Here is a 12,337-nt window from a genome sequence, read left to right as displayed (position 1 = left end):
CCATGGCGCATTCCGCACTGACAGAGCCGGCGCCAGTCGCTGTCCCGATCCGCTCGGGCTGGCAGCGCCTGCGCGCGAGCCGCGGCTGGGCGGGCTTCTGGTTCATGCTGCCGACGGCGCTGATCCTCGGCCTGTTCCTGGCCTATCCGCTCCTGAAGGGCATCTGGCTGTCCTTCACCAACGCGCGGATCGGTCGCGAAGGCGTGTTCATCGGCCTGGAGAACTACGCGTGGCTCTGGGACGACGACGTCTTCTGGCTCTCGGTGTTCAACACCTGCCTCTACACGGCGGTGGCCTCGGTGGTGAAGTTCGGCATCGGGCTCTATCTCGCCCTGCTGCTCAACAAGAACATGCCGTTCAAGGCGATCATCCGCTCGATCGTGCTGATCCCGTTCGTGGTCCCTACCGTGCTCTCGGCCATCGCGTTCTGGTGGATCTTCGACAGTCAGTTCTCGATCATATCCTGGTCCTTGCGCCATCTCGGCGTCATCGACGGCAACATCGACTTCCTCGGTGATCCGGCGATGGCGCGAGCCTGCGTGATCTTCGCCAATATCTGGCGGGGCGTGCCGTTCATTGCCATCACGCTGCTCGCCGGCCTGCAGACGGTCTCGCCGTCCCTCTACGAGGCCGCGACCCTCGACGGCGCCTCGAACTGGCAGATCTTCTCGCGGATCACGCTTCCGCTGCTGACACCGATCATCGCCGTGGTGATGACCTTCTCGGTGCTGTTCACCTTCACCGATTTCCAGCTGATCTGGGCCATGACCCGCGGCGGACCGGTCAACGCCACGCACCTGATGGCGACGCTCTCGTACCAGCGGGGCATCCTCTCGGGGACCCTGGGGGAGGGCGCCGCCATCGCCACCGCCATGGTGCCGTTCCTGCTCGCGGCCATCGGAATCTCGTGGTTCGGCCTGCAGCGCCGGGCTTGGCAGGCCGGGGAGTCCGACCGATGAGCGCGCCCGCACCGCCCGCCCACGTCGACCCGCATCTCGCCCCCGTGATGGAGGCGCGGCCGACCGGGCTCACCGACAATTCGGAGGGGATGGCCTATCTCGAGCGCCTGCCCCGGCGGCTCGTGACCACCTACCTGCCGCTCCTCGTCATCCTCGCCGTGCTGCTGTTCCCGTTCTACTGGATGGCGCTGACGGCCATCAAACCGGACGAGCAGCTGATCGACATGGAGCGGTTCAACCCGTTCTGGGTCGTGGATCCGACGTTCAAGCACATCCACAAGCTGCTGTTCGAGACGCAGTATCCGCGCTGGCTCTGGAACACGATGTACGTGTCGGTGGCGGCGACCGTGCTGTCGTTGTTCGCCAGCGTGCTCGCCGCCTATGCCTGCGTCCGCGTGCGCTACCGGGGTGCAGGCTGGGTCGGCGCGGCGATCTTCCTCGCCTACCTCGTGCCGCCCTCGATCCTGTTCATCCCGCTGGCCACGATCGTGCAGGCCTACGGCCTGTTCGACTCGCCGATCGCCCTCATCCTCGCCTACCCGACGATCCTGATCCCGTTCTCGACGTGGCTCCTGATGGGCTACTTCAAGACCATCCCGTACGAGCTGGAGGAATGCGCGCTGATGGACGGCGCCAGCCGGTGGCAGATCCTAACCAAGGTCATCCTGCCGCTGGCCTTCCCGGGGCTGATCTCGGCCGGGATCTTCTCTCTGACGCTGTGCTGGAACGAGTTCATCTACGCGCTGACCTTCCTGTCCTCGACACAGAACAAGACGGTGCCCATCGCCGTCGTGAGCGAGTTCGTGGACGGCGACGTCTACAAGTGGGGTTCGCTGATGGCCGGCGCGCTGCTCGGCTCGCTCCCGCTGGTGATCCTCTACTCGTTCTTCGTCGAGTACTACGTGTCGGCGCTCACAGGCGCCGTGAAGGAGTGACGGAGGCCGGCTCGACGCCTCCATCATCGCGAACGGCGTGACGAGGCCGTTGCCTGGGCGACCGGATTGCGCCGACACTGCGTGCGGATCCGCCGACCCAGAATCGGTGACCGCCCCATCGAAGGTCACGCCATGGCCCATGTCATCGACGCCCGCGCAACCCTGGTCAACGACGCCCTCGACGGCCTGCTGGCAGCCAGCGGCGGGCGCCTTGCGCGGCTCGAGGGCGATCCCGGGATCCGCGTGATCCTGCGCGCCGTACCGGAGCCCGGAAAGGTCGCTGTGGTTTCCGGTGGCGGCTCCGGTCACGAGCCGGCCCATGCCGGTTTCGTCGGGCCGGGTCTGCTGAGCGCGGCCGTCTGCGGGGACGTCTTCGCCTCGCCGAGCGTCGACGCGGTGCTGGCCGGGATCCTCGCGGTGACGGGACCGGCCGGCTGCCTGCTCGTCATCAAGAACTATGCGGGCGACCGGCTGAATTTCGGTCTCGCCGCCGAGCGGGCCCGGGCGCTGGGCCATAAGGTCGAGACCGTGATCGTCGCCGACGACATCGCCCTGCCGGACGCCAAGCAGCCGCGCGGCGTCGCCGGAACGCTGTTCGTCCACAAGGCGGCGGGTCATGCTGCGGAAGCCGGGGAATCGCTCGAAACCGTTGCGGCGCTCGCCCGCCGGGCGGCCGAAGCGGCGAAGTCGCTCGGCATCGCAGTCTCGACCTGCACGATCCCCGGTTCGCCGCGCAGCGAGCGATTGGCGGAGGGTCAGGCCGAGCTCGGCCTCGGCATCCACGGGGAGCCGGGCGTGGAACGCATCACCCTGCCGAGGGCCAGCGATCTCGCCCACATGATGGCCGACAGGCTTTCGCGGGCGATCGCGGGTGCCGACCGTCTGGCCCTCCTTGTGAACAATCTCGGCTCCGCCTCAGCCCTGGAGATGCAGATCCTCACGCGGGCGGTGCTCGCCACCGATCTGGGCCGGCGCGTCCGTCTGCTGCTCGGTCCGGCGCCGCTGATGACGGCGCTGGACATGCACGGCGCCTCGCTGTCGGTCCTCCCGCTCGACGATGCGCTGGAGCGGGCCCTGTCGGAGCCCGTGCCGGTCGCGGCCTGGCCGGCGGCAGTCCGGATCGCGCCGCCGATCCTACGGCCGGTGCCGGAGGGGCTCGCGGGTGAGACTTTCACACCGTCGCACGACGCCGTCACGGGGGCTCGCATCGCTGCCGTCACAAAGGCGCTGATCGAGGCTGAGGAGACCCTCAACGGTCTCGATGCCAAGATCGGCGATGGCGATGCTGGGACAACCTTCGCGGGGGCCGCGCGCGCCGTACGGGCTGAGTTCGACCGACTGCCGCTGGCCGATCCGGCCGCCCTGTGCCGGGCCCTGGCCGAGCGGATCGGCCGCGCCGTCGGCGGCTCGAGCGGTGTGCTCGGCTCGATCTTCTTCGCCGCGACGGCCTCGGCCCTTGCCGACGGGGCCGCATGGCCCATGGCGCTCGGGCAGGGCGTCGCGCGCGTCCAGAGCCATGGCGGCGCTCAGGCCGGCGACCGCACCCTGCTCGACGCGCTGATTCCCGCCGTCGAGGCCCTGAGGAGTGGAGACCTGACCGCCGCCGCGGCGGCGGCCCGAGCCGGTGCCGAAGCCACGGCCCGCATGACCCGCGCCGGCGCCGGCCGCTCGAGCTACCTGGCTATGGGCGATCTCGTCGGTATTCAGGATCCCGGCGCCGCCGGCGTCGCCGTGGCGTTCGCAGCATTGGCCGAGACCTAGGAGCCGTCCGCGTCTCCTCCGTGATCCCGCCGGCCGAATGTCGGGCGAGCCCCGACAGGGGGGATCTCTCATACTGGCCGCCCGCCCCGAAGGCCTGGTCGATCCCGGGCTCCGGGCTGGACGGCGCGGTCGTGGCGTGACGGGCTCGCTTGACCGCGGCGCAGTTTCGAAGAGCCGACGTCGTGTCATCGATCGGACTTCGTTGACGCTCTGCCCACCGAGGCCTACCCCATCGCCATGCGCACCTGCCTCATCCTCGACGATTACCAGCAGGCAGCCCTCGCGCTCACAGACTGGACTCGCCTCGCCGATCACGTCGCCGTCTCGGCCATCGCCGAGCACATTCCGGATGCGGATGCCCTCGTGGCGCGGATCGCGCAGGCGGAGATCCTTGTGATCATGCGGGAGCGCACGCCGTTCCCCGCAGCCCTGCTGGAGCGGCTGCCCCGGCTTCAGCTGCTCGTCACCAGCGGCATGCGCAACCTCGCGATCGACCTTGCGGCCGCCCGGGCGCGCAACGTGGTCGTCTGCGGCACGGATTCGAGTCCCACGCCGCCGACGGAGCTGACCTGGGCGCTGATCCTTGGACTGGCGCGTCACGTGGCGTCGGAGGGCCGGGCCATGCGCGAGGGGGGGCCCTGGCAGAGCACGATCGGAACCGATCTCGCGGGCGCGACCCTCGGCATTCTCGGGCTCGGCAAGATCGGGACGCGGGTGGCCCAGATCGGGCGATCCTTCGGCATGCGGGTGATCGCCTGGAGCCCGAACCTCGATGAGGCCCGCGCGGCCGCCGCGGGGGTCGAGCGGGCAGCCTCGAAGGAGGCGCTGCTGGAGGCGAGCGATATCGTCACGATCCACCTCGTGCTGGGCGATAGGACGCGCGGCCTCCTGGGGCCGGCCGAGTTGCGCCGCATGCGGCGCGACGCGTTCCTCGTGAACACCTCACGGGCGCCGATCATCGATCAGGACGCCCTGGTGCGGGCCCTGGACGAGGGCTGGATCGCCGGCGCGGGCCTCGACGTCTTCCAGACCGAGCCGCTGCCAGCCGACAGCCCGTTCCGCCGCCTGCCGAACGTGCTGGCATTGCCGCATCTCGGCTACGTGTCGCGCAACAATTACCGGACGTTCTTCACCCAGGCCGTCGAGGACATCGAAGCCTGGCTCGCCGGTGCCCCGATCCGGCAGCTGGGCTGAGTCGAGGAAGCCGCCGACCGCGGCATCAGTCTCCGCGGGGGTCCAGCGCGTCCGCGAGGCCGTCGCCGATCAGGTTGAGGGCCACCAGGGTCGCGATCAGGAAGGCGGCCGGGGCCGCGAGCATGTGGGGCGCCCCCTCGATGGAACGGGCGCCTTCGGCGATCAGGACGCCCCAGCTCGTCTGCGGCTCCTGCACCCCGAGCCCGAGGAAGGACAGGAAACTCTCCAGCAGGATCACCTGAGGCACCAGCAGAGTGGCGGTCACCGCCACCGGACCGAGGGTGTTGGGCACGATGTGCCGGAGGATGATGCGGGGTGTCCCGAGGCCGAGCGCCCGTGCGGCGCGGACGAAATCGCGCTCGCGCAGCGACAGGGTCACGGCGCGCACCACCCGGGCCATGTCGAGCCATTCCACCGCGGCGATCGCCACCAGCATGAGCAGCAGGCTCGGGCGGAAGAACACCAGCAGGAGGATCACGAAGAACACGAAGGGGAGGGCGTACAGCACGTCGACGCCGCGCATCATCACGGCATCGACGGCGCCCCCGATGAAACCCGCCGTGGCACCGTAGGCGACGCCGATGAGCAGGGCGACGAGGCTGGCGGCGAGCCCGATCGCCAGCGAGATCCGGCCGGCGACGAGGCAGCGGGTCAGCAGGTCGCGGCCCTGGATGTCGGTGCCGAGGAGGAAGTGCAGGCGCCGGATCGGCACCGCGACGACGAGGCTCCGACCGCCGTCGCGCTCGTCCAGGATGTCGGGGGATCCGAAGAGCGCCGAGCGCGGCAGGTAGGCCAGACTGCGCCGATCGACGCCCGCGTCGGACCCGAGGGTGAGCCGCAGCGTGTCGCCGTCGCGTGCGACTGCGTCGAGCCGGACCCGCATCCGGAAGGCGAGGCGCTCAAGCGCCGGCCGGAGATGCTCGGCATCGGGCTGTGCGGTGAGGCCGGCCGGGAGCTGACGCAGGTCCGGATAGGCGCGCTCGGGATCGTGGCCGGTGAGCCCCTGACCGATCAGGCAGGCGAGGGCGATCAGGATCAGCACGGCGAGGGCCGCCATGGCGGTGCGTTCCCGGGCGAAGCGGAGAACGGCGCGCCGGGCCGGCCCCGGAGCCGCGGCGGTGATGGTCACGACGCCGCCCGGAGGCGCGGGTCGAGCCATGCGCAGGCGAGGTCGGCGGCGAGGTTGAGGGCGATGACCAGTCCGGCGACCAGCAGCACCGTGCCCATCACCAGCGTGTAGTCCCGGTTGAGCGCGCCCTCGACGAAGTAGCGGCCGATCCCCGGCAGGCCGAAGATCGTCTCCACCACCACCGAGCCGGTGAGCAGGGACGCGGCCAGCGGCCCGAGATAGGCCACAACCGGGAGGAGCGCGCCCCGCAAGGCGTGGCGGGTGACGCGGGCCGGCGGCAGGCCGAGGCTGCGCATGGTGCGGACCGGCTGCGTCCGCAGGGTCTCGGCCAGCGAGGTCCGGGTCAGCCGGGCCAGGGCACCGACCTGCGGCAGGGCCAGCGTCACGACCGGCAGGACCAGGTGGCTCGGGGCGCCGTCGTTCCAGCCTCCCAGCGGCAGCCAGCGCAGCGTCAGCCCGAAGGCGATCTGGAGCAGGGGCGCGACCACGAAGCTCGGCAGCGAGAGGGTCAGGGCCGCACCGACGCCCAGGAGCCGATCGACGACGCCGCCGCGCCGGAGCGCCGCCGCGATCCCGAGCCCGACGCCGAGCGCCGTGGCCAGCACGAGGGCGAGGGCGCCCAGCGTCGCGGAAACCGGGAGGCCCCGGGCGATCAGATCGAGGACGCTCTGGTCGCGGAACGAGAAGGAGGGGCCCAGGTCGCCCCGCACCAGCGCCGCGAGATAGCTGCCGAACTGCGCGACGAGCGGCCGGTCGAGGCCGTAGACCCGGCGCAGGTTCTCCATGGCGGCGGGCGCCAGCGGCCGCTCCAGGTCGAACGGTCCGCCCGGGGCCAGCCGCATCAGGAAGAAGCTGACGGTCACCACGGCGAGCAGCGTCGGCACCGCCTGCAGGAGGCGGCGCAGGATGAAGCGGATCACGCGTCGAGCCTCAGGAACCGCGTCGGCGCGGCGTTGCGCAGGTTCGGATGGTAGCCATGCAGCCGCGGCGCGATCAGCGCCTTGGAGCGGTAATGCATCAGCGGGATCCAGGGCAGTTCGCGCAGGGCGATGGCCTCCGCGTCGTAGAGCAGGCCGGCCCGCCGGGTGAGGTCGCGCTCGGCGGCCGCCTGCGCCATCAGGGTGTCGTAGGCGGCATCCGACCAATGGCCGGCATTCATGCCGTCATTTCCGCTCTGGAGCAGGAACAGGAAGTTCTGCGGGTCTGAATAATCGGCGAGCCAGCTCATGCGGGCGACGTCGAAATCGCCGCCGTCGCGCAGATGGGCGAAATGCGTCTTGGCGTCGGTGTAGACGAAGCGGGTCCTGATCCCGAGGTCGCGCCACATGTCGCCGAGCGCCACCGCGACGGTGCGGTTGTTGTCGCTGATGTTGAACCGGTACTCCAGGGTGAGGGGGCGGTCCGGGCCGAAGCCCGCTTCGGCGAGCAGTCGGCGCGCCTCCGCCTCGTGGTCGATCGGCAGGCCGCGGCGGCCCTCGGTCTCGGGCGGCGTCCGGTAATTGTCGAGGCCGGGCGGACACAGGGAATAGGCGGGACTCATGGTGCCGCTGTTGAGCCCGTCGGCCAAGTATTCCCGGTCGATCACGAGCGACAGCGCCTGTCGGACGCGCCTGTCCGAGAACGGCGCCTTGCGGGTGTTCACCACCAGCGCCGCCAGTCCCAGCAAGGGTCCGAGCACCACCTGCGTTCCGAAGCGGCGACGCAGGTCGGCGATCTGGTCGACGGGCAGGTCGGAGAGCGAGTCGATCTCGCCGGCGGCGTAGCGGCGCACGGCCGATGCGATGTCGGGCGTCGGCAGGAAGGCGACCCGGCGGATCGCGAGGCTCGCCGCATCCGGATGGTGCGGGTTGGCCTCCAGCGTGATGGCGCCGCCCGGCACGCGGTCGGCGAGCCGATAGGGCCCATTTGTCACGAGGTTTCCCGGCCGGGTGAAACTGTCGCCGTAGCGTTCGACCGAGGCGCGGTGGACCGGCAGGGCGGTCTGATGGGTGAGGAGTTCCAGGATGTAGGGCGTCGGCTGTTCCAGGGTGATCGCGAGCCGCAGCGGCGCCTCCGCGACCACGCCCAGGGCGTCGGCCGGCTTCTCGCCGCGGTTCACGGCGGCGGCGTTGCGGATCGGGAACAGGATCTCGGCGTATTTCGCCGCCGTGGCCGGATCGAGCATCCGGCGGAGCGAGTAGACGAAATCCGCCGCGGTGACCGGCTCGCCATTCGACCAGCGACCGTCGGGCCGCAGGTCGAAATGCAGGGTCGCGCCGTCGTCCGAGACGGTCCAGGCGCGTGCGGCGCCCGGGATGATGGCGCCGCAATTGTCGTAGGTGAGCAGCCCGTCGCCGAGGTCGCGCAGGATATGCGCCTCCGCGACCGTGGACGAGCGGTGCGGGTCGAGGGTCTCGGGATCGGCGTCGTTGCCGCGGCGGTAGAGCGCCTCGGCCGCGCGGGCGGGCGGCACGGCCGAGAGGGCCATCGCGCCGGCCAGCCAGTCGCGCCGACGCAGGCGCATGGTCAGGCGCCGGTTTCCGGCTTCAGGCCGGCCGCTTCGATGCCGACCACCGCGCAGATCTCGTCGTTGTCGGAGGTGTCGCCGGAAATGCCGACCGCGCCGAGGAGCCGTCCCTCACCGGACCGGATCAGCACGCCGCCGGGCACCGGCACGAGGGCGGCGGGGCCGGTCAGATGGGTCACGGCGGCGACGAAATAGGGCTGCTGCTCCGCCCGAGCGTGGATCGCCCGGGAGCCGAGACCCAGCGCCAGCGCGCCGTTGGCCTTGCCGCTCGCGATCTCGGCCCGGCGCAGGGAGGTCCCGTCCTCGACCGCGGCCGCCTTGAGGGCGCCGCGGGCATCGTAGACGACGACGGCCAGAGGCTTGAGCGTCCGTGTCCGTGCCTCCCGCAGGGCGGTGTCGACGATGGTGCGGGCGGCCTCGAGGGTCAGGTCGATCATTGGAATCCAACACGGACGCCGCTCCCGGCGGCCGCCGCATTCTTACGGACCGGGGCGCGCCGGGTCCACAGACGCAAATCGCTGCGGCGTTCGATCCCGCGCGCCGCCCTGGGCCGAAGGGACGATCCGCCTAGTTTCGCGGGTGTTCGCGGGGGGAGAGCCCCGGCGCGCTGAACGAGGATCGTCCATGGCATCCGCCGAACGCCCGTACGTGATCTGTCACATGACCTCGTCGGTCGACGGCCGGATCAAGGTGCGCCGCTGGAAAACGCTGGATGCCGACAGCCATTACGAGCGCGTCCACGGTGAGCTGAAGGGCGATGCGTGGATGTGCGGGCGGGTGACGATGCAGGGCTATGCCGACAGCGCCGATCCGTTGCCCGAGCCGATCCGGGACGACGGCGTTCCGGTCCCGCGGACGGATCATGTCGCCCGCCGCGACGCGCCGGGCTACGCCGTGGCTCTCGACGCGCGCGGACGTCTGGATTGGGGGGCGCGCAATGCGATCGAGGGGGACCATGTGGTGGTGGTGCTCACCGAATCCGTGCCGGATCCGCATCTGCGCGCGCTCCGGGCCGGCGGCCAGTCCTACCTGTTCGCGGGCGAGCGGACCGTTGACTTCGCCCAGGCGGCGGCGAAGCTGCGCACCCTGTTCGGGATCGAGCGGCTCCTCGTCGAGGGCGGCGGCCACATCAACGGCTCGATGCTGAAAGCCGGGATCATCGACGAACTGAGCCTGCTCCTGGTGCCCGCCGTCGATGGCCTGACCGGGACGCCCGCGGTGTTCGACTTCGCCGGCGAGGAGGCGGACACGATGGGCAGCCGCCGCAAGCTCGACCTGACGGCCTGCGAGCGCCTTTCCGACGGCGTGGTGTGGCTGCGCTACCGGATCACGCCGGTCGAGCCGCCGGCAGCCGGATGATGCTCGCCAGGAACGCGTCGTAGCCGGCCGCGACGGCCGCCGGCTGCTCGAAATGCGGGAATGCGCCGGTCGGCAGGGTCTCGACGCGCCAGTTGGGCCGGTCGGCGACCCGCGGCGCCAGCCGGTAATCGACGAAGTCGCCGCGCGTGCCGTGCACCATCCAGACCGGAAGGCGCAGGCGCTCGTAAAGACGTGTCGCGTCGGTGGGGAACAGGTGACCGGCGATGAAGCACCAGGGGGCGTGCTCGGCGCCGGGCTGGTGCGCCGACGCGTACTCATAGGCGAGCAGACCCTCGTCGATGTCGGACGAGCCGAAGGTCTTCTGCAGGAAGAAGCGCATGCTCGGCCGTGTGACCAGGGCATCGAACAGCGGCCGGCCCAGGGGCGGCCGGTCGAGGGCGTCGCGCAGCCAGTCGCGGCCGCGATCACCGTCCGGGGGACCGTACCCCGAGAGCCGCCCATCGAATCCGGTCGGGCTGATCAGCGCGAGGCTGCGATAGGCATCCGACCGTTCCAGGCTGGCCCGCGCGAGGTACGAGGCCGACAGTGAGACAGCCAGGGCATCGATCGCCCAGCCGCCATGCCGGTGCCGGATCTCATCGACCGCGGCGTGGATCGCTTCCACCATCAGCCGCGGCGTGTAACGGCGGCGCGACCGTTCCGAGAAGCCGAAACCCGGCAGGTCCAGAGCGTAGACCGGCCGCGTGCCGCGGTAGCGCAGGTAGAGCGGCCGCACCTCGTAGGCGTTGGCCGCGGCGTTGATGGAATGGATCAGCAGGAGCGGCACGCCCTCGGCCTCGGTCGATCCGTAGAGCGAGATCTCGCCGGCGCGTCGGGTCCGGAGCCGTTCGTGCCGCCCCGGCAGGGCGGGCGGCAGGGGCATCCGCCGGTTCACCGCGAGCCCGCTCCAGCCGGCCAGGGCCGCGGCCGAGCCGACGAGCGTCAGGGCCGCCGCGGCCGCGAAGCGACCGGCGCTGTGCCGGGACTGAGAGCCCATCGAACCACCTCGACGTCCATCCCGCAGCCGCGGGCCGTGCGCGACAACGCCGGGACCGATGGGAAGTGCCCGCCTGAACCTTAAGACGCGTGTCCGGCGAGGCTGCCGGCGCTCAGGGCCGGGGCCCGGCTCTCCGACCGCGCCGGCGCCGCGTCGCGCCCGGCGGCCTCACGCAGGAAATCTACCGTCGGCGGGTCGCTGAGCCAGCCCTGGACACGCTGCGAGATCAGAAGCTTGCGCTCGCGCCGGTCGTAATTCGCGTAGGAGGCGGCGACGAACTCGGCCCGGCTCATCGTGCGCGCGGGACCGGACCGGCGCGTCTCCGCCTTGAAGAACAGGGCGCTGCCGGGCACGCCGTAATGCTGGGCGATCTCCGGATAGACCGGCCAGCTGCCCTGACCGCCGAGATCGTCCGGAAGGAACGCGTCGAGATCGCATTCCTCGAACGGGACGCCGGCCCGGGTCAGCAGGCCCCGGGCGAGGTCGGCGACGACGTAGAGCTTCGTGTGGTTGATCGAGTGCATGAAGCAGCCCCGGCGCGCCCAGCGCGTGAGGTGCGTGTCCAGATCGTACCCGGCCTGGACGCCGAGCCCGCGCAGATACGAAACCGACTCGTCCCAGAGATTGAAATACCCGAGGCGCTCGAAGACCGGCTCGGAGAACAGGCGCAGCGCCTGCGCCTGCGAGAATCCGGAGAGGTAGGCGAACAGCGTGATCGCCGAGTGCGAATGCCCCATCGGCCCCGAGATCAGGCCGTTGAGCGTGACGGAATCCTGCACGCCCACATGGACGAGATCCGGATGATAGGCGCTGAACACGATGGTGGGGATCAACCGCACCTTCGGGTGCGTCCGCAGCGTGTCGATCGTGCCGCCGCCCTTGAACCGGGGCAGGTAGATGCTGCTGAAGACGTGATCGTAGCCGTCCGCATGCGCCATCAGGTCCGCGAGACGCGGGAACCGGCGGGCCGCCGTAAAGGCCGACACGAAATCCACCCGCGCCTCGGGCAGCAGGTAGCGCATCGTCTTGGCGATGGACCCCGCTTGGCAGACGCCGATCACGAGGATGCGCGGCGATCCGGTCCGCTTCTTCCCGAACTGCGCGAGCCGGTGCCGCGCGCGCCAGAGGCTATCGACGGTCAACATTCGGCCTCTCTCGCATGTCCGCGGGCTGCGGGCAAACGCAGCCTTCGCCCACCCATCGGACGAGGGAATCGGCGGCGTTTGCCGGACGAAGGGCACCGTCGCCCCCGGCCACCGGGTCGCCCGATCACCGGGCCGCGGACCGCCGCATGGCATCCACCGGGTGTCCACGGCACAGGCGCACCGCGCATCCTGTGAATCGGGACGGCTCATGGCATGATGGGGCATGCCTTGGCATGACCGCCGAGAACTGCGTGTCATCCACTACATGTTTCAGTATAAAAATAGAAAACTCTGTTGTGTTACAGGCCTATTGTCTTCGCACATCGTCGCCGACACCGTGGAAAGGCGCGGG

General features: G+C 70.5%; 11 protein-coding genes. 5 read left to right on the top strand and 6 right to left on the bottom strand.

Features of this window, described 5'->3' with window-relative positions:
* The first annotated feature begins 2 nt into the window (after window positions 1–2).
* The 4 genes from GGQ91_RS06610 to GGQ91_RS06595 all read left to right on the top strand — a co-directional run bounded on the left by GGQ91_RS06610 (window position 3) and on the right by GGQ91_RS06595 (window position 4,849).
* The gene (locus tag GGQ91_RS06610; RefSeq protein ID WP_043353236.1) at window positions 3–959 is read left to right on the top strand and encodes a carbohydrate ABC transporter permease; all 957 of its coding nucleotides are present in this window, start codon (window positions 3–5) and stop codon (window positions 957–959) included.
* A gap of 47 nt (window positions 960–1,006) precedes the next feature.
* Window positions 1,007–1,894 (top strand): carbohydrate ABC transporter permease, encoded by an 888-nt coding sequence (locus GGQ91_RS06605; RefSeq protein WP_182591815.1) that lies wholly within the window; start codon window positions 1,007–1,009, stop codon window positions 1,892–1,894.
* 132 nt (window positions 1,895–2,026) lie between these two features.
* Window positions 2,027–3,655, top strand: a complete 1,629-nt coding sequence (locus tag GGQ91_RS06600) for a dihydroxyacetone kinase subunit DhaK (RefSeq protein ID WP_182591629.1) — start codon at window positions 2,027–2,029, stop codon at window positions 3,653–3,655.
* Between the two features lie 237 nt (window positions 3,656–3,892).
* Window positions 3,893–4,849, top strand: a complete 957-nt coding sequence (locus GGQ91_RS06595) for a D-2-hydroxyacid dehydrogenase family protein (protein ID WP_182591628.1) — start codon at window positions 3,893–3,895, stop codon at window positions 4,847–4,849.
* Between the two features lie 25 nt (window positions 4,850–4,874).
* On the opposite strand, the gene GGQ91_RS06590 is transcribed toward GGQ91_RS06595, so the two are convergent.
* The 4 genes from GGQ91_RS06590 to GGQ91_RS06575 are packed head-to-tail and all read right to left on the bottom strand — an operon-like array spanning window position 4,875 to window position 8,921.
* Window positions 4,875–6,008, bottom strand: a complete 1,134-nt coding sequence (locus tag GGQ91_RS06590) for an ABC transporter permease (protein ID WP_182591627.1) — start codon at window positions 6,006–6,008, stop codon at window positions 4,875–4,877.
* Complete coding sequence (locus tag GGQ91_RS06585; RefSeq protein ID WP_182591626.1) at window positions 5,975–6,898, bottom strand: ABC transporter permease subunit; 924 nt, start codon at window positions 6,896–6,898, stop codon at window positions 5,975–5,977. The genes GGQ91_RS06590 and GGQ91_RS06585 overlap by 34 nt, the downstream gene beginning before the upstream one ends.
* Window positions 6,895–8,481: a peptide ABC transporter substrate-binding protein gene (locus GGQ91_RS06580; RefSeq protein WP_182591625.1), complete on the bottom strand. Its 1,587-nt coding sequence runs from the start codon at window positions 8,479–8,481 to the stop codon at window positions 6,895–6,897. The genes GGQ91_RS06585 and GGQ91_RS06580 overlap by 4 nt, the downstream gene beginning before the upstream one ends.
* 2 nt (window positions 8,482–8,483) lie before the next feature.
* A complete protein-coding gene (locus GGQ91_RS06575) occupies window positions 8,484–8,921 on the bottom strand; it encodes a GlcG/HbpS family heme-binding protein (protein WP_182591624.1) in 438 nt (145 codons plus the stop codon).
* Window positions 8,922–9,108: 187 nt separating this feature from the next.
* Between GGQ91_RS06575 and GGQ91_RS06570 the strand changes: the two genes are divergently transcribed.
* Window positions 9,109–9,843 (top strand): dihydrofolate reductase family protein, encoded by a 735-nt coding sequence (locus tag GGQ91_RS06570; protein ID WP_182591623.1) that lies wholly within the window; start codon window positions 9,109–9,111, stop codon window positions 9,841–9,843.
* Here GGQ91_RS06570 and GGQ91_RS06565 read toward each other — a convergent pair.
* Both GGQ91_RS06565 and GGQ91_RS06560 read right to left on the bottom strand, forming a co-directional pair.
* A complete protein-coding gene (locus GGQ91_RS06565; RefSeq protein ID WP_182591622.1) occupies window positions 9,812–10,840 on the bottom strand; it encodes an alpha/beta fold hydrolase in 1,029 nt (342 codons plus the stop codon). The genes GGQ91_RS06570 and GGQ91_RS06565 overlap by 32 nt on opposite strands.
* An 80-nt stretch (window positions 10,841–10,920) precedes the next feature.
* Window positions 10,921–11,985: a WcbI family polysaccharide biosynthesis putative acetyltransferase gene (locus GGQ91_RS06560; RefSeq protein WP_043758069.1), complete on the bottom strand. Its 1,065-nt coding sequence runs from the start codon at window positions 11,983–11,985 to the stop codon at window positions 10,921–10,923.
* Window positions 11,986–12,337: the final 352 nt, after the last annotated feature.

The organism is Methylobacterium fujisawaense, assembly GCF_014138435.1.
GTDB lineage: Bacteria > Pseudomonadota > Alphaproteobacteria > Rhizobiales > Beijerinckiaceae > Methylobacterium > Methylobacterium fujisawaense.
The sequence above is the reverse complement of the archived record's forward strand: the minus strand, read 5'-3'. Positions and strand labels throughout refer to the sequence as shown.